The organism is Bartonella koehlerae C-29, assembly GCF_000706625.1.
Classification (GTDB): domain Bacteria; phylum Pseudomonadota; class Alphaproteobacteria; order Rhizobiales; family Rhizobiaceae; genus Bartonella; species Bartonella koehlerae.
In genome coordinates this window covers 637,236-659,512 of the sequence record NZ_KL407334.1, presented here as the reverse complement: position 1 = coordinate 659,512, position 22,277 = coordinate 637,236, and the positions used below count along the sequence as shown (strand labels likewise).

Below are 22,277 nucleotides of genomic sequence, written 5' to 3'. Positions count from 1 at the left end.
ATGGTTGTGGTGCCTTAATGGCAGTGCTTGTTCTTTTTTATCCTTAGAATGAGCTTTATCAACCAAGTGAATAAAATATGTACGCAGTGTTATTTATATTTTTTCTGCATTCATTATTATTGGGATTTCCCTCTCTACTATAATATTTATTACCGTCGTTATTAGGTATTTTCTATCATTTTATGGAGAGACTTTTGAGCTTTAATATCAGCTGTCAACATGTCTGTAAAACATACAAAATATGCTTCTCCATAAAAAGATTTTCTTTTTCTAAACGCAGCTGAGAATATTTCTTTCATTGCTCAAAAACATCTGGACTTGCTAAACTTTCGCGTGTGATCTCTTTAATCGCGCGTACACCCGTCAATGTCATCGCCACACGCATTTCATTCGCAAAAAGATCAATGAGGCGCGCAACACCCTTCTCACCTGCTGCTGCAAGCGCATAAACAAAAGCACGGCCAATCATAACAGCATTCGCACCTTGTGCCATCATACGTACAACATCAAGACCAGAACGAACACCAGAATCCACTAAAATAGTTAAATCACCCTTTACAACCTCTGCAATTGCTGGTAATGCCCGTGCTGTTGATAAAGTACCATCAAGTTGTCGTCCACCATGATTAGAAACAACAATACCATCAGCACCAAATTGTATTGCTTCTCGTGCATCCTCTGGGTCAAGAATACCTTTCAAAATCATTTTCCCCTTCCAAAAATCTCGAATCCATTGCAAATCATGCCAATCAATTGATGGATCAAAATTTTCTCCAAGCCAACCAATATAATCGTCCAATGCAATTTTCTGTTGCAAATAGGTAGAAATATTTCCAAGATCATGTGGACGCCCCATAATACCAACATTCCAAGCCCAATATGGATGGATAAGAGCCTGTAAAATACGGCGCAACCCAGCATAAGACCCAGACATTCCTGAATGCGCATCACGATAACGTGCGCCAGGAACCGGCATATCAACTGTAAAAACCAAGGTGCGCACACCAGATGCCCAAGACCGCTCTAATACATCACGCATGAACCCCCGATCTTTAAGAACATAAAGTTGAAACCAAAATGCATCTCCAACTGCTTTCTGCACTTCTGCAATGGGGCAAACTGAAACAGAGGATAGGGTAAAAGGAATCCCTTTTGCAACGGCTGCACGCGCGGCTTGTACCTCACCGCGACGCGCATACATACCTGTTAAGCCAACCGGTGCAAGTATAATGGGCAAATCAAGCGTTTGATCAAAAAGCTTGGTTGAAAGATCAACTTCACCAACTCCTCTCAAAATCCTTTGACGTAGTGCAAGTGTTTGAAGCTCTGCATAATTGCGTCGCATTGTTTCCTCAGCATAAGCTCCGCCATCAATATAGTGAAAAAGAAACGGAGGAAGCCGACGTTTGGCTGCTTTACGGTAATCAAATGTTGAGGAAATAATCATGAATAGCACCACTGTTCTTGAATAAGAAGTAAAACACCCTAAAAATAATAAGAATTAAACTGTGCGTCTTCTCCCTCCTTTTAGACGTCACCCCAAAACACCTCATGTAGTAGATAGAGGGAACTAAGATTGCAATCAAAAAAACATATTGATACAAACAACATCTTTATTGCTTTTTTCCAAATTAAGAATCTCACGATAAAAATCCTTAATTACTTAACCTATAACGCACAACTTATTAATATGTATCCAAGTAATTAATGTGATAGCCTTTTTATAATTTTTCCAAAAAAGGTTGTTTTAGTTATCTCTTCCAAATTTAAAGCACTATCCCTTTTACTAAACTATAAAAATATCTCACAAAAGCTCCCCTAAAAAATGAAGAAAACGTTCATAGAACAAATTCAACTTGCTACAAGCATCAGTTTTTTTCTATCAGGACCTAAAGTATTTTTTAATTTAAGTAGGCATTTAAAATATGAATACGTACGAACAGAAAAAATCTATCTTTAGTCGAGTGGTTTTCTAATCATACTATAAATTATTTATATTGCAGAGGGCCTGATCTGTATAAAATTATTAAACTAACATTTGAATCAAAAATGAGATACAATTAAGATATACAATACTGTAGTGAAAAACTTTTTGTTGCAGTATCACTGAAAACTTACTTTTTTCTTTTTAATAACACTTTATACGAAACAAAATATGTGATATCTTTATTTAAATTTAAAAATGGAATAAGTGGTAGCAACAGACTTTGCATATCCGTTTGAGAAACAAATAAACTAATCGTTTATTACTTCTGTAAAAATAAGGTTTTTCCTTCAACGAATACTCTTTCTGAATGTATTTTATCAAAGTTCGCTTTCAAACTCACCTAAAATGCTTAGATAACTTTAATCCTTGCGCTTGATAATGTGATCCAGAATCTTCTCCATACAGTGCCAACGGCCTATTGAGCATTTTTTCATATACTAAACGACCAATAATTTGACCATGCTCTAAGATAAACGGAACTTCATGGCTACGCACTTCCAAGACTGCTCTTGCCCCTTTTCCACCCGCTTCCATATGCCCAAATCCTGGATCAAAAAAACCTGCATAATGCACCCTAAATTCACCAACTAAGGGATCAAAGGGAGTCATTTCGGCTGCATAAAGCGGAGGAACATGGACAGATTCTCGCGAAATTAAGATATAAAACTCATCAGGATCCAGAATTAACTCCCTTTGACCACGATCAAAAAGAGGTTCCCAAAAATCTAGAATGTTTGCAACGGCACGTTTATCGATATCAATAACACTTGTATGGCGTTTACCACGATAGCCAACAAGCCCATTTTCATCGCCTTTTAAATTAATGGTAAGCCCAATACCCCCTGCACTAATATTAGGCAAATCATCCGATATCAACGTTTCACTCTTATGCAAAGCATGCAGTTCAATTTCATTTAAATAACTATGCCCCTTGCGAAATCGAATCTGAGACAAACGCGAACCGGTACGCACCAAAATGGGAAATGTTCGTGGACTAATTTCAAGATAAAGTGGACCATGATAACCAGCACAAATCTTATCGAACTCTTGAGCCTTATCCGTAATCACACGTGTAAAAATATCTAATCGTCCAGTAGAACTTTTAGGATTGGCAATTGCTGATAAAACTTCCGGTAAAGTCAAATTTTCTAAAAGAGGAACAATATAAACACAGCCTGTTTCCAAAACTGCTCCGTTTCGCAAATCAAATTCGTGCAACTTTAACCGTTCGAGTTTATCTAAAACTTTTACATCAGCCCCCGGCATAAAGGAAGCACGTATACGATAGGCTTTTTCCCCTAAACGAAGATCGAGACTTGCAGGTTGTATTTGGGCTACATCAAATGGCCAAAGAGACGTGAGAAAGTTATTATCAATCAAAGCTTGTATATCACTATCTGCCAAAATACCACTTACACGCGTCATATGTTTTACCTTCTATTTTTACTTTATTTCTTTTTTTGTCCCAGATGATTGATGAGTGCAAGATATTTTAGGTTGATAAGGATTATTCGCTTCTCATTTTGCCAATCAATTTTCTACCACAGTTAATCATAGAATGTCACAAACAAAGTAAATAAGCGTTATTTTGAGCATAATAACTTTCATACACTCTCCAATTCTTGAATGTTGCACAAATAATGCTATCATATGTCAAATTCTATAGAATCCTTAAGAATCTTGTTAGATTTATTATGATCATACGCCATCTCAGCGAAAATATTATTAATCAAATTGCCGCCGGTGAAGTTATTGAACGGCCAGCAAATGTTGTCAAAGAACTTGTTGAAAATGCCATTGATGCTGGAGCAACTCGCATTGAAATTGTTACAGCAAACGGTGGCAAAAATTTTATAAAGGTGAGTGATAATGGCTGTGGTATTCCTGCCGATCAATTAAATTTAGCTGTTTCTCGCCATTGTACTTCAAAAATTACCGATGATGTGCACAATATATGCTTTCTAGGATTTAGAGGAGAGGCTTTACCCTCTATTGGTTCTGTTGCTAAACTTAAATTAACCTCACGAACGCAAAATGCTGAGAGTGCTGCTGAAATTATCGTGACAGCAGGAAAAATTGTCGGCCCCAAACCGGCTGCAGCAAATCCTGGAACAATCGTTGAAGTTCGTGATCTCTTCTTTGTCACACCAGCACGGCTAAAATTTATGAAAACTGACCGCGCTGAAACGAATTCCATTACCGATATGATTAAACGAATTGCTATTGCATTTCCGCATATACGCTTTTCTCTTTCAGGTTCAGACAGAACTTCTATGGAACTTCCAGCTACGGAAAATAACATTCAAGGACAATTACAACGTATTACACAAATCATGGGTAAAGAATTCGCTCCTAACAGTATTGTGCTGAATGCTGAACGTGAATCAGTCCGTTTGACTGGATTTGCTTGTTTGCCATCCTTCAATCGTAGTAATAGCCTTTATCAATTTGCTTATGTTAATGGACGCCCAGTGCGCGATAAGTTTCTCTGGGGAGCTATTCGAGGAGCCTATGCTGACATCATGAGGCGGGATCGTTATCCTGTATCGATTCTTTTTATTGATCTGCCACCTACTGATGTAGACGTTAACGTACATCCAACCAAAGCCGATGTCCGTTTCCGTGATCCAGGGTTCATTCGCGGTTTAATTGTTGGAGCAATTCGTGAAGCATTGCATCAAACTGGTGTTCGTTCTACTTCGACGCGTTCTGAAGCACTGTTAGCTGCATTTCAAACACAACAACCATTGAAAACTTTTAAAAATATTCATCAGCCTTCTTCTTATCGCGGACAGTTTCATCATGTTGAATCCGCATCAATGGTGCACAAACCATTGGATATTATCAGCTCTGCTGGTTTAAAAGAAGATGCTATTCCTCTTATGGAGGGCTTAGATATACCAAGTGGTGATGCCTACATTCCAAGCTCTCCATCTATATCAGAAGAACTATCTTATCCATTAGGAGCTGCCAGAGCACAAATCCATAAAAACTACATTATCGCTCAAACTCAAGACAGCTTGATCATTGTCGATCAGCATGCTGCTCATGAGCGATTGGTCTATGAAGCACTTAAGAATGCGCTTTATTCCAAACCCCTTCCTTCACAATTGTTGCTTATCCCTGAAATTGTAGAACTCTCTGAAGAAGACGCAATATGCCTTCTCACACACAAAGATGCTTTGCAAAAATTTGGCTTAGGAATAGAAGCATTTGGACCTGGTGCAATCATTGTGCGCGAAACACCCTCTCTATTAGGAGAAGTAAACGTACAAGCACTTATTAAGGATCTTGCAGATGAAGCTGTTGAATATGATACGACAGACAATTTAAAAGCAATGCTTGATTATGTTGCAGCAACTATGGCTTGTCATGGCTCAATACGATCAGGACGCCTTTTACACCCTGAAGAAATGAATTCCCTCTTACGACAAATAGAGGCGACACCCAATACAGGCACATGTAATCACGGTCGTCCTACTTATATTGAACTCAAATTGGCTGATATAGAGAAACTGTTTGGTAGAAAATAAGAGCCCCTCATCATTTTGGTAAGAAAGAAATATTTTTTTAATTTACTCTCGACTTTATAAGGTATCTTATGGCACTTTTCTTGAATTGTCTCTCATACCAACAAGAAGGGATTAAAAATGCTTTCTAATAGTGAACGCGAAGCAAAAATTCATTATTCTAATAATGGGTATAAAATCATAGAATATGGAACTTATACCCTTTGTGCCGTCAGTGGACAAAAAATTCTGATAGATGATTTAAAATATTGGAATCATCACCGTCAAGAAGCATATGCTAGTTGTGAAATTTCCTATCATCGCGAGCTTGAATGCAATCCGTATCTCAACCAATTATTAAAAGCCCAGAAAAAATAACCTTTTGAAAACTCTAAATTCAATTCTTTCTTCAAAAACGCAAATTAAAGGAGATGTTTGCGTTCCTTAAAACGGGTCATGACCTCTTGAAGTAACATACGACAAAAATTTTTTTGCGCAAAGTCAACTTTAACATCAAATACAACAAGATTTTTTAAGTTGTCTTGCATCTTACTTGTTTGTATACGTATATAATCTTTAGCCGTTGTAGCTAGACATAAATTGTGCATTTTAGCCCTTTGGACAAGATTTTCTAAATCTGCATCGGTAAAAAAATAGTGATCCGGATAAAAGTAAGTTTGTGCAACATGGCCAGATAGTTCTTTAATTGATTTTAAAAACTTATCTGGATTGCCAATACCTGCAAATGCCAAAAATGATTTTCCTGCAACCTTATCAGATGCTAGTGATTTGAGATGAGCATGATGCAAAGATTTTCCAGTACGATTGACAAGAAAAACAATATGATCACGCGCATCTGAAGCACCAATCAATAAAACACTGTCCATTAAAGAAAACTGTGTTTTTAAGGGTACACGCAAAGGCCCTGCTGGAAAAACAGCTCCATTACCAAAACCACGCATTGCATCTACGACAAGCAACGTATAATCCATATAAAGACGACGACTTTGAAAGCCGTCATCCATTAAAATAAGATTACACCCTTCTTTTTTGAGTCGCTGTGCCGCCGCATAACGGTCAACGGATATAGCAACAAAAGCGTGCCGTGCAAGTAAAAGTGCCTCATCGCCCACATCGTACGCACTGTCATGTTTCTCATTGACAAGATGTACCCCCTTAACCCTTCCACCATAACCACGTGAAACAACACCAGGCACAAAACCAAGCTTTTTTGCTACTTTTGCAAAAGCAATAACAACGGGTGTTTTGCCGGCACCACCACATGTAAAATTACCAATACACAAAACAGGAAGATCAACAACAGGAGGCTGTCTTGCCATACGGCGACGCGAAAAATAAGCATAACCCCAAGAAATTGGAGCTAATAAAAAACGCAAAAAGCTTTTATTTTTCCACCAAAAATGAGGTGCACTAAGACGCATATCTATCCCGATACTGACTTAAACCTGTTTGTATTACAAGAGGCTGTAAAAACGGATCAAGAACTTCTAATGTGCGTTCGAGTGCACCCGCCATACCTGTTGCTACTTCATAGGCTTTATCAACCATTTCTCTCCGCAATCCTTCATTTGTTAAAAGCCTATATACCTGAATAGTAAGCTGCTTTGTGTCTTGAATCATATATGCTGCATCACATATTAAAAATTGTTCAAACATCTCTTGAAAATTTGAAACATAAGGCCCCGTCAAAATAGCTGAACCAAGCAAAGCTAACTCTAATGGATTGTGTCCACCCTTTCCACATAACGATTTCCCAAGAAAAGAAACTTTCGATAAACGAAGAAAAAGACCCATTTCCCCAATCGTATCTCCTAAAAAAACGTCTGTATCTTTCTCTGGAGCAATAGAATTGCTTCTACGAATAAAATGCAAACCATTATTGCCGCACTTTTTGATAAGATCTTCTGAACGCTCAGGATGACGGGGCACAATGATTGTCAATAAATCTGGCAAATAATTTTTAAGAATCTTATGAACCTCAAAAACAATCTCCTCTTCCCCTTCATGGGTTGAAACTGCTGCCCAAACTGGGCGATTGCCAATAGCATCACGGTAATGCGCGAGCAATGCTTGATCTTCTACCCAAAAGGCATCAGCCTTAAGATTGCCAGAAAGCACAACAGATTTTACTCCAAGTGCTTGGTAATACGCTACATCTCTTTTGTTCTGAGCAATAACCAGGTCAATATGCTTAAAAATATGCCTGGCAAGAACGGGCCACTTTTGCCAAATTTTAAAAGAACTTTCAGACATACGAGCATTAACCAAAATCTGTGGAATGCGCATTTTTGCAAGTTCTTTAATACGAAGAGGCCAAATTTCCGATTCACAAATTAATGCTAAATCAGGCTTCCAATGACTAATAAAACGACGTACTGCCAAATCTAAATCCAACGGAGCATATTGATGAATTAACCGTTTCCCAAAATGCTTTTTCACAAGAGAAGAGGACGTTACAGTCCCTGTTGTCAATAATATATTGATTTTTAATGATAAAATATAATTAATAAGCGGGAAAAGAGCAAATGTTTCTCCAACACTCGCTGCGTGCAACCAAATTAATGGGCTTGGAGGACGTGCTTGATGGCTTTTACCTAAACGCTCTTTTTGACGGCGCCACTCTTCTTTGCCACGAAGAGTACGAACAAAAAAATAAAAAGGAACTACAGGACGTAAGCAAAAGCCAATCATCCGATAGATTAAAAGAGCTACATGTGCCTTTAGTTCTACCATTTTAATTACCTCATTCACTCGTTTTGAAGTCCCTATAAGCTTCTTTTGTTAAATAATTTATCAACTCTGTTCATTGCATCCATTTTTTATCTCACAAACCACCCTTCATTTTTTGGAAATAAAAAATCTATCCTTTGAGAAGAATTAAATATCTAAAGAGAAGAAAAATCGTAGTTATTCTCATATTTGCTCAAGAATTTTCTCCTGTATAAAAGGCTATGTACCAAAGTATAATAAGGCAAAAAGGAAAATTTTCTATACAATAATCCTTTTCCTAGTTTCATGCACTTTTCTATGTGAGATATCCACATTCATAGCTGTTTTTTCTAAACTTAAGGGCATTTAAAACGCTAATACCTATCTTTCCTTTTATGAACATGATATATTTTGTTCTCTCTATCCGAACCCCGCACAATTTGACTTTTTTGTAAAATACATCTTTATTTCTGCACAAAAAGAATGAGAAAATATAGCAATAACCTCATCATTTTGAAAATAAAAAAGAATCTCATGATATGCTGTTCATGCAAAAAAAGTGATAATAATTGGATGATAAGTACTTTGCGCCTTGGCAATACCATTTAAGCTTTTTAACTGCAAATTGATCCAATAAATAAAACACAGACATAGACAACATCCCAACAATAAAAACTTTTATAAACCATATTTACATCGGGAAGTGCAGCTTTTCTCGCCAAAGTGACTTTAAAACGCATCGCTTATTTTTCTTAATTACCTCACTCATTTTGATTCAAAGCTAGAAAGTTCAATCTTTCTGCACGCATATCACTCAAAAAAATAATGATTAAATATTCAAATTTTACTCTGCATCGCCATTTTCTAGATCAAGAAGCCGATGCAAGTCTAGAATGTAATAACGCTGTAATGCGTTGTCTACAGTACTTTGCGCTTTCGCCTGCCATGCCTCTTGCGCTGATTGGTAATCGGGGAAAATACCAACCACATCTAAATCATCAACATTCTTAAATTGATTACTATTGAGATTTTTCAATTCTCCACCAAATACAAGATGCAAATATTGTTTTTTTTCTTTGGTTTCAATCATATGTGCCTCCGTATCATTTAGAAATTTTAGCGCGTTTTTATGCGATTAAACTAACTTTGCTTGACGAACAACATCTATCATATTTTGACAGCAATTATTTTTGCCAGCAACTAAAAATCCATATTGATAAGGTTCAATCCCATACGATAAAAAAGGATCATCAAGTGGCAGAAAACATCCCCCACATTCCTGCAAAATGAGATCAGCAGCAGCAATATCCCACGCATAACAATTCGGACGAACTAACACAATATCGATCTCACCTTGTGCAACAAGAATAATACGATAGGCAAGAGAGGGAATGTGACGGTAAAAACTAACCTGATTACAAAAATCACCCGGCAATTTTTGAGCCAGCGATTTATCAAGCGAAATTTTATATTTTCGATTAACCTGAGATGGCAAAAGAGGAAGCTTTACGCCATTTAATGTCGCCCCTTCACCAGTGACAGCTGCATAAACGTTTCCTTGAGCAGGACACTGCACAACACCTATAATAGGACGTCCATTCTCAATAATGGCAATAGAAACACACCAATAAGTACTGCCAGAAAGAAAACCACGTGTTCCATCAATAGGATCAACCACAAAAGAGCGTTCATAGCTCCGTTGACTCCGATTATCTTTTGTTTCTTCTGAAATCCATCCATAATTCGGACGTGCTACAAGAAGCCTTTCTTTTAAAAAGTGATCAACTGCTAAATCTGCCTCGCTGACCGGTGAATTGCTCTCTTTAATCCAAACCTCCAATTCACATCCAAAATACTTCATCGCTAAATCTCCTGCCTCTCGACAAACATCAAGTAAAAGGTTTAGATCAGAAGAATGATGCGTGTTATTTTCCTGCAAGAGTCATCCCTTCAATTAATAATGTCGGAGCAGCTGTACCATAACGCCGATCAATATTGCTCGCAGGTGTTAAATGTGCTAACATATGGAGCAAATCAGAACCTAACGTTACTTCGCTCACTGGATAAGTGATCTCACCATTTTCAATCCAAAAACCTGAAGCTCCACGACTATACTGTCCGGTAACAAAATCAACGCCGTGCCCAAATAATTCTGTAACATAAAAACCGTTCTGCAAATCTTTTATCATATCGTGAGGTGATATTAAACCCGGCTCAATAGCAAAATTGGTACGCGCAGGCTGAACCGACGAGGCCGAACGCACACCGTGACCATTGGTTTTAAGACCTAATTCACGCGCTGCAGATGATGAAAGAAGCCAATTTTGTAAGATACCATTTTGAATAATATGCAATGTTTGTCCCTCTACCCCCTCTCCATCGAAAGGACAAGAAGAATTTCCCCGTAACCGCAAAGGTTGATCTGTAACATTCACATAAGGCTTCATCACCGCTTTTCCCAAAAAGTTTTGTAAAAGACTTGTTTTACGAGCCACAGATGCTCCATTCACCATATGCGCGATATGCCCAGCAATTCCACGAGCCGTACGTGGATCAAAAATAACATCAACACTCCCAGACTCAGCACGAACTGCCCCCAAACGTCGAACGGCGCCTAATCCCGCATTTTTGCCTACAATTTCTGCTGCTTCTAAATCAGAAAAATGTAAAGCAGTTGTATAATCATAATCCCGCTCCATCGCCGTGCCCTCCCCAGCAAGCGCACTGCAAGAACGTGAAAAATAACTGGAACGATAGGCTCCATAAAAACCATCGCTGGTTACAAGAACAAATCCGCTACAGCCATAAGCTGTCGCTGCTCCTCCAGAATTTCTCACCCCTTTAACACTAAGAGCTGCTGCCTCCATTTTTAAAGCATCTTCTGTTAAAAAATGACTGTCCGGAACAAAATTATCAAAAAGATCAAGATCTTTAGGATGCATAGCCAAATACTCTTTATCTGCTAAACCTTCAAATAGACTATCTGGGGAAGCTTTAGCCATTGCAACAGCACGTTCTGCTAGTTCCTGCGGATAAGTTGCTAAATTAGCAGAAACACTTGCTACTTTCTTACCAACAAAAACCCTTAGCGTAAAATTATCGCTCTCTGAAGCTTCTGTCGCTTCGACTTTTCCAAAACGAACCGATACACTAGTAGAATGTGCACGAACAATAACAGCATCAGCAGCATCTGCCCCAGAACGTTTTGCCTCCTCAACCAACGAAGCGGCTTTATCAATCTGGTTTTTGTCAGTCATTATGACTCCTTTAAATATTAATCATTTATATTGATACGCAATTTGGCCAATTTATACAAAAATGTAACTCTTATATACTCGTCGATAAAAATTATGCACTATTCACGCACTTTTTTCCTTCAATGAATCAAACAATTTCCCTTTTAGCTGCTTTCCAAAAAGATGCAACATGCGTAAATTTCTTGAGCTTCAACCTTTTCAATTCGCTTCTACCATTCCATCAAATAGCCTCACTATACCACCGAACCAATAGAAGATCGCGCAATAATTCTTGACCTTAACCAAACTTTTCAAGCACTCCAATAATTACTCCAAAGAAGGGAGAAAATAAGCAAGACATCGTTACTGTATGACGAATTTTGTTGTTTGAAGAGCCAGACTCCGTTGAAGTAATATACTCATTATCAAAGAACATGCGCGTAAAAGGAAGTTTAGCATAATTAGAAAAACAAACATTTCTATCACTTTATCAAGTGTAAAAGTCACTTTCGGCTTTTTTTTAAGCTTCATACACCCTACAGCTCCTTCTTTGAAAAGGCCCTAAATTTTACCCACTCAAGTTCATGACCTCCACCAAAACCAAATCGTAATATCTTCTCGCATAGTCTAGACTGGCTCCACACTTGCTTATGTATTAATTTCTTCGCTATGTATCCATTTAAACATTCGGATCCTCCTTTTTAAAAATCATTTATGTTTAAGTACGTCAAAGGATAATGCCAAAGTGATCATTAAGCTACAGTAACAATAGGATGCTGAAAAACTGTCATAATTTATTTGCTCTGTAGCAATTAAGCTCTGTGATATCATAAGATTAAAAGTAGAAATGCTCAGAATAACAAAAATTCTTAGATTTAAAATCCTTCTTTCTATTGTATATCAGCTGTAAAAGAAAGTAGCTACCGTGAAGGTTACTAAGTTCCACAAAACAAGCATAGCGTTATTAATAAACAAAAGCAGAGGGTTTTTATTCACCCTATTGCCTTCATAAAAGTTTTATAAAGAAAATCCTGTAATCTTTTTCTCAGTACAGCTGCAATCCCTAGTTTATAGATATAATAAAGGTATAAACTATTTTTTTTTTTTATATTCCCCAAATCTGGTTTGTCTTAATACTCCACGCTTTTTTGTAACATATATCAAAAGTATGTTGTTCCCACTTTCTTCACCTAATAACCAAAGATCTCATTTCTCTTAAATCTTGGAGAATTTTCATAAAACCTTATTAAACGTAAGTTGATGCCTATTTCATTTTACACTCTTGCCGTAACCAAATGAGATCATCTAAATTTCTATAAGAAAACTTTTCTCACAAAAATAGACGAATAATTCGCTTTTAGATCACCATTGCTTCACGAATTCGGACTGGCATCATAAGTTGTAATTTCAAAAAACCCCGTCGCTCTAATATTCCCCAACGAGGGGTGGTTAAAAATCCAAGTCCTTGAACTTCTTTTAAAACAACCAATTGTGCCTGTTTATTAAAAATAACCCTTTTTCGAAAAGGTGCAAAGTGAGGTTCTTTCTCAACTTGGTAAACATAGTTATCTTTAAATCATATATTGAAACTTTATTGTTCGAAGAACCTGACCAGAACGCATTTCACATCGGAGACAATATAAAGAATCCACCTCCTTTAGAGGTTTTTTTTGAAGTGGCTCTGCCTTGCCATAACAAACTTGAAGCAAGCCAAATTCGGCTGCTAAGCGTGCGTGAAATAGAGAAATTATAGCTATCCAATGTCTCATTTATATCCATTCTTTCATAAAATAAGGAACATTCTTTATACGACGTGAAATGTCTCTTTAATTTTAGTTATCATATAACGAAAGCAGCCTTTCCATACCGTTGAGGATAAAAAAAACAAACTGAGTGAATTAAATCTGTACATTGCTGATGAGCCGTTGATCATAATGTGCGGCTAAAAAATCAAACCAAAAGAAGTCACACCTGTTGTCTCTAAATATATCCCAAATCATGCATAACCATCTTTAAACTTATAGAAAGTATAAACCAACGCCATCATTCTATTTACCAATCAAAATAGTGCGGCTTCTCTTGCATTGAGACGGTTTATAAAGGGCATTTTTATTCTTTTCTTAAGCAATTTTATCACCACGTTTCTCTCTCTTATGACATATAAACGAATGGTTTTTATTGATTCATCATGAACCAGTTTGAAATGAGAAAATTTTACTTTATTCGAGACTCTAATACAACATGGAAGAGATAAATTATCTTTATAAATCAATATTTTGTTATGGAGATGCTCCACAAATAATCACCGGATTAGAAGCAAATTTTGGAATTGCTAAAAATCTTTCTCAAGAGACAAGCCATTCTTCTATGCATTTGTTTCTAAAAAAAGATACATTGCATGGTTACCGACCTTCTCGTTCATATTATATTTACCATATCTTTAAGGTATTAAGACATAAGAAATCTGCTATGAAAATCAAAAATACATAAAAAATCATTTTAGTTAGCATGATCGTAAAAATCTTGATGAAAAGATAAAATTTTATAATCTTTGCTCCGTCATTTACGTTAGAAAGCAACCAGTTTAAAAGAAGAGCATATGAAAAAGCTGTACAGAATAATTGTTCTCATTCTATCGAGTAAAAATGAAAACTTTCTCAAGTCTGAAGCGATAATCGCAGTTTATAAAAACGTATTGTTGTCTCACCATAAAAACGCTCATCATCTAGATAAAATATCTCAGGTAAATGAATAATCGCATCTTTCTTTTCTTCAAGCACGAAGAGTGTATCAGCTTTTGCCCACCCTCCTTGCAACACCTCTATAAAAGCACGTTCACCTAAACAATGCCCATAGGGAGGATCCGCACAAACTACATCAAATGGAAGCATTGTGCCAATATTACCCAATTTGGTAGCATCACGACGCATGATGCGTCCAATTGACTGTAATTCAAGAGCTTCAAGATTCTTTTGTATCAGTCCACGCCCCTCAACGGAATTTTCAACAAAAATAGCAGTTTTTGCCCCACGCGATAGAGCTTCTATACCTAAAGCACCAGTGCCAGCAAAAAGATCAAGAATACGTTTGTTGGTCCAAAATTGTTCTTCTCGGCTCGCAAGAATATTGAAGAGGCTTTCGCGTGTACGATCACTCGTTGGACGAATCGACTTCCCCACAGGTGCAAACAAAATATGCCCAGCAAATTTACCGCCAACGACTCGCAAGGGGTCCTCCAAATTGCTTCACTGTTTTTGCATGACCACTATGCGTTCTAGATTTTTTCACGGTTTCATAAAATGATTTCGCTCTTCGCCTATTCTCAAAAGGATGTTCATCATGGCTGTCTTTCATAACCTTTCCTCCTTTCTTTAAGAAGCCATCATTTTTACTAGAAACACGCGCCTTACCATAAGAGGTTCTGCCGCATTTTTGATCAAAACCAACGCCCTTTCCTTTCCGTAACTGATATTCTGACTGTTTTTCCCTATGGAAAAATCTCTCAACGGACAAATCGTTCTTATAAACATGATGAGTATCCTTACTATTATAGAAAGATTTTCTATTTGCACTCTGCGGACGTGCACCAGGTGCCATCCAAACATTAGAACGGCGAGAACGAGGCAAAAAACGCTCTGTCTTTCCTTCCTCACTCTTCTCTTTGCATATAAATTTTTTATCTAGCTTTGTGCTCAATCGCATTCGACCGTGCTCAGCAGAGCTATCTTTTTGTCTGCGCCATACATCTCCACCCCTTGAAAAAATCCAGCCATCATTTGCAAAAGCAAGATTTTTATGACTTCGTTTTTCCGCAACAACCGCAGCATTTGAAAAAAGCTTAAGAATAGGAGCATCAAAATTTGCATTGGCTTGCATAATTAAACGCTCTCCCAATTGATCACGTAGCATCCGACCTTTTATCTCACGAACTGCTCCTTCTTCTAAGTCAGAGAGCTGGAATGGACCATAAGATACACGAATTAAACGATTAACCGATAATCCTAAAGTGCCCAAAATATTCTTTATTTCACGATTTTTTCCTTCACGCAAAGCTACAGAAAGCCAAATATTTGATCCTTGTTCACGTTCAATCGATGCCTCAATTGAACCATAAAAAATACCATCAATTGCAATACCATTTTTAAGGTTATCAAGCGCACTCTGTTTCACTCTTCCATGAGCACGAACACGATATTTTCGCACCCATCCCGTTAAAGGAAGCTCTAATACATGTGCTAAACCACCGTCATTGGTTAACAACAAAAGCCCTTCCGTATTAATGTCAAGCCTGCCCACAGAAAGGACACGAGGCATTTCTTTCGGCAAATTGTTAAATACTGTCGGCCTACCTTTAGGATCACGGTGCGTAGTGACAAGCCCTGTCGGCTTGTGGTAAAGCCATAAACGCGTTCTTTCTATAGGAGACAAAGGTTTGCCATCAACTTTAATAACGTCAGAGCGTGTAACTTTCAAAGCAGGTGTCGTCACAACTGTACCATTAACAACAATACGACCTGCACTAATCATCATCTCCGCATCACGACGCGATGCAACACCTGCACGCGCTAACCTTTTAGCAATCCGCTCACTATCACTGTTTTCATTCATTTGCTTTTCACACCAATCTCTTCTAGTACGTTCAGCAAATTGTTCACACGCACTATACTGCTTATCCTGAAAAGGGGGAGTAACACAATCGTTTATCATTTTCTATCCTTTAGCAGCATAATATACTCATTTACTTGCAAGTTGGTTTTAAACAGTTTTAAAAGCAATCATATCTCCTTCGTTAAACAGGTAAGAGCTCGTTTACTTCAAAGTACACCTCTCTATGAAGATGAAGAAACCTTTTGGCTCTCTACACTTTAAGTGGAAAGAACAGTATGACTTTGACTCCCATGGAAATAGCCCTGTTAGAAGCGCAATGGGCAGCAAAAAAAGATGAAGTTCCTGTAGGCGCAATCATCACCCGCGGTCAATCAATTATTGCACGGGCTGGAAACTCCATAAAAGCCGCATATGATCCTACAGGACACGCAGAAATCCGCGTTATCCGTATGGCTTGCGAAATATTCCAAAGTGAAAGACTTCCTGATTGTGACCTTTATGCAACTCTCGAACCTTGTGCTATGTGTGCTGCAGCCATTTCATTTGCACGCATACGGCGTCTCTACTATGCAACAAGTGATCCAAAAGGTGGTGCTATTGAACATGGACCACGTCTTTATAAGCAACCAACCTGTCACCATAGCCCTGAGGTCTATTCTGGTTTCAAGGAAAAAGAAGCCGCACAATTACTTAAAGATTTTTTTGCTCAAAAGCGGTGTTAAAGACAATTCCTCTTCTTATCTCCAAAACCGACTGTTAACAAGATAAACCCCCTTTTAAAAGGTCATCAGCTCTTTTTATTGGATCGCATTTTCGAACTATTTTTTCTTTCACGCTCTTTTAAAGATTCGACCTTTACTTATTGATCAACAGGCGTAATCCTTGCCGGCTGACGATAACCTAAAGGGGGTTCAGTAAGATATTGACGATACTGTGCACTTCCAACTTGTGCTCTTCGACGACGTAAATACTCATGTCGTTGTTTAGCACTCAATCGTGAAACACTTTTTGAACCATCAATATCCCCATTCATTGAGGATACTTTTTTGGGAAAAACAGAAACTCTACCATCGCCAGTATGTTGATTGAATAAAGAGCCCTGTTGTTCTAAATCTTGCTGCGGTAGTGGCAAAACTCGAAGTGTACTAGAATTCGGCATCACAAGTTTTGGACGAGGTTTCATAATAAGCTGACTATTGTTGTTTGTTGGTGTTAACGAGGCGATATTAGCAACATCTTCAAAAAATTGTAACGAAGCTGGCTTATCTGTACCATAAGTAGGAGCAGAGCATCCCGTTAAAATAAGGCATAGACCCAAAATGCTTGTTGAAAATATTTTTACTTCACGTTTTTTCACTGCTTATCCATTTTTTAAGTATATGGTCGATAGATATGTGCCCGATTTATTGGAGATCAATTCCATACACAAACTTACCCCCCAAAAAGATAAAACAACGGAACTTTCTATTACCATAAAATATCATGGGCATCAATCACAGAATTCAAACGACAACAATGCTGTTTTAAATCCTGGATTTTTCCTTTTGATCCGAAGTTTTTTAAATCTTTCCGAGCACCTGTAATTCCCGCAAAGCAGCAGCATCACGGGCAGAGACATCAGGATAGGCTGAATCACTTCCAACATCTTGTGTATACCGCCATGATCGAGCACATTTTGTACCCAAAGCCTTTCTTGGATATACACCAACACCTTCAACATCATTTAGAATAAAAGCATCCGAAGGTGGAACATCTTGAGTAATTGTTAGAGCACTGGTGATACAAATTTCTGCCATATCCAAATTTTCTAACGCCTCTCTTAAAACCGGATTAGAAATAAAAACAATGGGTGCTGCTTCTAAAGATGATCCAATACGCTTATCAGCACGTTCAAGCTCTAAAGCACCCGTCACAACTTTACGAACCTGCCGAACCTTTTTCCAACGTTCAGCCAAAGATTCGTTCTGCCACTCCCCTGGCACAGAACGGAACTGTTCCAAATGCACAGACTGACTTTCTGGGTAACGTTCCAACCACGCTTCTTCCATGGTAAAAGGCAACATGGGAGCAAGCCATATTACCATTCGCTCAAAAATTTCACGGATAACTTGCAAAGAAGCCTTACGTTTTTTTGATGAAGGCGCATCGCAATAAAGAGAATCTTTGCGAATATCAAAATAAAATGCTGATAATTCAGTGATCGAAAAATCTAATAATGCACGCATAATCTTTTTAAAATCAAAATCATCATAAGCTCGATTAATCAATTGATCGAGTTCAAAAAGCCGATGTAATATCAATTTTTCCAGATCTGGCAGTACGCAATAAGATATTTTTTCTCCTTCATCATGCGCTAAAGTTCCAAGCATCCAGCGAATTGCATTACGCAATTTACGATAGGAATCGACATTTGTCTGAAGAATTTTTTTGCCTAAGCGCTGATCTTCCCAATAATCGGTTGTCATGACCCAGAGACGAAAAATATCGGCACCGAATGTTTTAATAATTTCTTGCGGAACAACTGTATTCCCCAGAGATTTAGACATTTTCTTGCCATTTTCATCCAAAGTAAAACCGTGTGTGATCACCGCTTTATAAGGAGAACAAGCGCGCGTACCACAACTTTCTAAAAGAGAAGACTGGAACCATCCACGATGCTGATCAGACCCTTCAAAATAGACATCAGCAGGCCATTTCAAATCACCTCGATCTTCTAATACAAAACTATGGCTCGCTCCAGAATCAAACCAAACATCAAGAATATCAAGGACCTGAATCCAAGACTCATGCGCACGTTCACCTAAAAAACGTTCACGTGCTCCTTCAGCAAACCATGCATCTGCCCCTTCTGCTTCAAAAGCACGCAAAATACGCTCATTCACGCGCTCATCTTTAAGAATGACGCCATCCTCATTGGCAAAAATACAAATCGGAACACCCCAAGCACGCTGGCGAGAAAGAACCCAATCAGGGCGATCTGCTATCATAGAAGCTAAACGATTTTGGCCAGAAGAAGGCACAAAACGCGTCATCGAAACAGCCTTTAAAGCCCGACTGCGTAAGGTTGAACCATCTCCAAGATCTTTATCCATCGAAATAAACCATTGGGGTGTATTACGAAAAATGACCGGTTTTTTCGAACGCCAACTATGAGGGTAGGAATGTTTTAAACGACCCCGTGCAAACAACCGATCCGCTTTAATTAAAGCGTTAATAACCTCTTTATTGGCATCACCCATTTTGCCATTATCATCAATAACGCGTGCAGCTCCTCCTTTACGGTCAGGTCCAAAACCAGGAGCATCTTTCGTATAAAAGCCAGCATCATCAATGGGAAACGGTATTGATGAATCAATACCAGATTGCTCCAACAGTGATTTATAAGCATTCCAAATTTCAAAATCTTCACGTCCATGGCTGGGCGCTGTATGAACGAATCCTGTACCAGCACTCTCTGTTACGTGTGCACCATCAAGCATCGCAACCTTATTATTATAACCTTCAGCTAATCCTTTAAGTGGATGAGAAAGAACAAGGGTTTTAAGCTCTTCAGCAGAAATAATACGCAAACGTTTCAGAACAAGTTTTGCTTTTTCTGCACAACTCGTAACCAGAGCATCAGCAAAGAGAAGTTTTTCTCCAACTTGAGGACCAAAATCATTTTCTGCACTTTTAACTTCGTAAATACTATAAGAAATCTGCGAAGAATAACTCACCGCACGGTTAGCCGGTATTGTCCATGGAGTCGTTGTCCAAATCACGACATAAGCACCATATAAATCCTTAGAATCCGCTTGAAGAACAGGAAATTTAACCCAGATAACGTCTGATTCATGATCATGATATTCAATCTCTGCCTCAGCCAAAGCCGTACGCTCCACAACAGACCACATAACAGGCTTTGAACCACGATAGATCTGATCTGACAGAGCAAATTTCATCAATTCATTGGCAATGCGTGCCTCTGCATGAAAAGCCATTGTAGTGTAAGGCCTGTTAAAATCCCCAATAACGCCAAGGCGTTTAAATTCTTCACTTTGAACAGTTATCCAATGTTGTGCAAATTCACGACATTCTTGACGAAATTCGTTAAGAGGTACATCGTCCTTATTCTTTCCTTGCGCACGATATTTTTCTTCAATCTTCCATTCAATCGGAAGACCATGGCAGTCCCAACCAGGTATATAATTCGCATTAAAACCGCGCATCTGAAATGAACGGATAATCACATCCTTTAAAACTTTGTTTAAAGCATGCCCAATATGAATATGGCCATTTGCATAGGGTGGTCCATCATGAAGAGTATAAAGTGGACGATCTTTTGCTTGCTGGCGCAATTGGGCATAAAGCCCTCTCTTTTCCCATTGCTCCATCAGTTCAAGCTCTTTTTGTGGCAAACCCGCACGCATCGGAAAATTTGTTTGTGGTAGATAAAGAGTTTTCGAATAATCTACTGTTTCATTTTTCACAGTCATTGTGAAATATTCCTGTCTACTTTTACGATTTCATTTTTGCATAACTTCCCTGAACCCTGCAACTCTGGTTTTTTGATCTATGAGGAAAGCCAATTCAATCATTCGTATTAAGCAGCGATCAAGAAGATATATCATCACACTTTACGGGCTTTATCATGAAACTATCAAGAAAGGAAACTCCAAAATGATCTTCTTCAAAAAATAAAGGCTCCACCTTTGGCAGAGCCTCTTAAAAATTTAATTTTACAATAAATTAGAATTTGTAAGCGACACCAACACGGAAATCATTGGTCTTATAGTTAATTTCAAGATTTTCCTTTGCAAATTTCTTTTTACCAAAGTCCGAATAACGATATTCCGCACGAAGCAAAACATTATCAGTCATCGCAAAGTCAACACCACCACCAAGAGTATAACCAATCATTGTCTTTTTTTCATCAGTTAAATTCTTAGCAACAACTCTCTCATCGTCTTTCTTAAATGATATCGATACAGTGTCATGAAGCTGGGTATAAGCAATACCGCCAGCAACATAAGGCATAACGCGATCAACAGAAAAACCAACACGCACTCGTGTAGCACCTGCCCAATTCTGCTTTAAAGTATGACTTAAAGTTTCAACACCATCTTGTTCAAGACCATGTTCAGAAATCTGCTTCTTCACTTGCTCTATACCATATACACCACTAACGTTTTTCTCCGCAACTTTTGTATATTGTGCACTATGTCCAGCCATATTCTGTGAATCATATGGACTAGCATTATGTCCACTAGCCCTATGTGAATTAATACCCATAATATGTGGGTAAGCTCCATTTCCAGCACCATGATGTCTGCTACGCGCATCACCACCAGGTCCACCGGAATGACCGCGAGCATGAGCACTTGCATTAACAACTGCTGATACTGTCGGCTTTGCTGCTATTACCGGTGCTGGTGCTGGTGCTGATACTGGTGCTGATACTGGTGCTGATACTGGTGCTGATGCTAGTGCTGGTGCTGGTGCTAGTGCTGGTGCTGGTGCTGATGCTGATGCTGATGGAATCCCTGATACTGAACGCACTGATCTACGAGATCTTGCCATTAAACCGTTCACTGCAGCATCATCAAACACACCTATATTAATTGTCTTTGTGTGTTTTTGACCAGATAACATTAAATCCGTATCAACACCAAAAATGAAGTCATTGCCAAAATCAATATTAGAACCTGCATAAAAACCACCTTCAAAACCCGAAAGTTTAGGTGATAAATCTTTACTCAATGGCACAGTTTTGTCTTTACCAACAATACTCATATCAGTTTTACTCGAAAAACCACCAGCTTGCACTCCCGCATAAAAACCTGTCCACGTGAAAGTTGGAACTGTAATAACTGGCGAAGAAGCTGATACTAATTGATGAGGAATTCCCACATCAGCTGCTTGCGCTGTAGAAGATGAAATCAAAGCCAAAATAGATGCTGTTATTAAACGTTTCGTATTCATAAAATATCTCCAAATATCCAAAACGATATATATATAGAGAGATCACTTTAAAATATCTGTAGTAAAAATACCACAGTCACAAAAAAATAGAGGGTTCGTTAAAGACAGAGCTTCTTATGGTTTTCCACTCAATAAAAACTCGTAAGCGAAACCAACAGGCAAAATCATATTATCAATTATTGCAAGGCCAACTCCTTCATCAAGGATATAGCCAACTATCTTCTTTCTCTTAATAAAATAAGACAA

At 38.2% G+C, this 22,277-nt stretch carries 16 protein-coding genes and 1 pseudogene; 3 read left to right on the top strand and 14 right to left on the bottom strand.

All coding sequences use genetic code 11. The features are described from left to right. Positions 1–295 precede the first annotated feature (295 nt). Positions 296–1,447 (bottom strand): FMN-dependent L-lactate dehydrogenase LldD, encoded by a 1,152-nt coding sequence (gene lldD / locus O9A_RS02800; protein WP_034458586.1) that lies wholly within the window; start codon positions 1,445–1,447, stop codon positions 296–298. Between the two features lie 876 nt (positions 1,448–2,323). Beyond that, entirely contained in the window at positions 2,324–3,412 is a 1,089-nt protein-coding gene (locus O9A_RS02795) for a 2'-deoxycytidine 5'-triphosphate deaminase (protein ID WP_034458584.1), read from the bottom strand. Positions 3,413–3,681: 269 nt separating this feature from the next. On the opposite strand from O9A_RS02795, the gene mutL reads away from it, so the two are divergent. Together mutL and O9A_RS02785 are read left to right on the top strand one after the other, a co-directional pair. Continuing rightward, positions 3,682–5,520, top strand: a complete 1,839-nt coding sequence (gene mutL / locus O9A_RS02790) for a DNA mismatch repair endonuclease MutL (protein ID WP_034458582.1) — start codon at positions 3,682–3,684, stop codon at positions 5,518–5,520. A gap of 117 nt (positions 5,521–5,637) precedes the next feature. Next, positions 5,638–5,874, top strand: coding sequence for a DUF2093 domain-containing protein (locus tag O9A_RS02785; RefSeq protein WP_034458579.1), 237 nt, complete (start codon positions 5,638–5,640; stop codon positions 5,872–5,874). Positions 5,875–5,918: 44 nt separating this feature from the next. Here O9A_RS02785 and lpxK read toward each other — a convergent pair whose 3' ends face one another. The 9 genes and pseudogenes from lpxK to O9A_RS02740 form a co-directional block, all read right to left on the bottom strand. Continuing rightward, on the bottom strand, positions 5,919–6,938 hold the full coding sequence (lpxK, locus tag O9A_RS02780; protein ID WP_034458577.1) for a tetraacyldisaccharide 4'-kinase: 1,020 nt from the start codon (positions 6,936–6,938) through the stop codon (positions 5,919–5,921). Further along, entirely contained in the window at positions 6,928–8,250 is a 1,323-nt protein-coding gene (waaA, locus tag O9A_RS02775) for a lipid IV(A) 3-deoxy-D-manno-octulosonic acid transferase (RefSeq protein ID WP_034458575.1), read from the bottom strand. The genes lpxK and waaA overlap by 11 nt, the downstream gene beginning before the upstream one ends. A gap of 820 nt (positions 8,251–9,070) precedes the next feature. Next, complete coding sequence (locus O9A_RS02770) at positions 9,071–9,316, bottom strand: DUF4170 domain-containing protein (protein ID WP_034458573.1); 246 nt, start codon at positions 9,314–9,316, stop codon at positions 9,071–9,073. Positions 9,317–9,361: 45 nt separating this feature from the next. Continuing rightward, positions 9,362–10,165, bottom strand: coding sequence for a 3'(2'),5'-bisphosphate nucleotidase CysQ (locus O9A_RS02765; RefSeq protein ID WP_034458571.1), 804 nt, complete (start codon positions 10,163–10,165; stop codon positions 9,362–9,364). Next, complete coding sequence (locus O9A_RS02760; protein ID WP_034458569.1) at positions 10,152–11,483, bottom strand: TldD/PmbA family protein; 1,332 nt, start codon at positions 11,481–11,483, stop codon at positions 10,152–10,154. The genes O9A_RS02765 and O9A_RS02760 overlap by 14 nt, the downstream gene beginning before the upstream one ends. Before the next feature lie 277 nt (positions 11,484–11,760). Beyond that, positions 11,761–12,104: pseudogene (locus O9A_RS08260) on the bottom strand (SRPBCC family protein). A 715-nt stretch (positions 12,105–12,819) separates the two neighbouring features. Then, entirely contained in the window at positions 12,820–12,951 is a 132-nt protein-coding gene (locus tag O9A_RS08545) for a hypothetical protein (protein WP_280949003.1), read from the bottom strand. 1,168 nt (positions 12,952–14,119) lie between these two features. Next, positions 14,120–14,689, bottom strand: coding sequence for a 16S rRNA (guanine(966)-N(2))-methyltransferase RsmD (rsmD, locus tag O9A_RS02745; RefSeq protein ID WP_034458565.1), 570 nt, complete (start codon positions 14,687–14,689; stop codon positions 14,120–14,122). Beyond that, positions 14,670–16,070 (bottom strand): pseudouridine synthase, encoded by a 1,401-nt coding sequence (locus O9A_RS02740; protein ID WP_034460170.1) that lies wholly within the window; start codon positions 16,068–16,070, stop codon positions 14,670–14,672. The genes rsmD and O9A_RS02740 overlap by 20 nt, the downstream gene beginning before the upstream one ends. 275 nt (positions 16,071–16,345) lie before the next feature. Between O9A_RS02740 and O9A_RS02735 the strand changes: the two genes are divergently transcribed. Next, a complete protein-coding gene (locus O9A_RS02735; RefSeq protein ID WP_034458563.1) occupies positions 16,346–16,792 on the top strand; it encodes a nucleoside deaminase in 447 nt (148 codons plus the stop codon). A 137-nt stretch (positions 16,793–16,929) separates the two neighbouring features. Here the strand turns inward: O9A_RS02735 and O9A_RS02730 are convergent, their stop codons facing one another. The 3 genes from O9A_RS02730 to O9A_RS02720 all read right to left on the bottom strand — a co-directional run bounded on the left by O9A_RS02730 (position 16,930) and on the right by O9A_RS02720 (position 22,031). Further along, on the bottom strand, positions 16,930–17,427 hold the full coding sequence (locus O9A_RS02730) for a hypothetical protein (RefSeq protein WP_034458561.1): 498 nt from the start codon (positions 17,425–17,427) through the stop codon (positions 16,930–16,932). 202 nt (positions 17,428–17,629) lie between these two features. Then, positions 17,630–20,545, bottom strand: a complete 2,916-nt coding sequence (gene ileS, locus O9A_RS02725) for an isoleucine--tRNA ligase (RefSeq protein ID WP_034458559.1) — start codon at positions 20,543–20,545, stop codon at positions 17,630–17,632. A gap of 253 nt (positions 20,546–20,798) precedes the next feature. After that, entirely contained in the window at positions 20,799–22,031 is a 1,233-nt protein-coding gene (locus O9A_RS02720; protein ID WP_034458557.1) for an outer membrane protein, read from the bottom strand. Between the last annotated feature and the right edge of the window lie 246 nt (positions 22,032–22,277).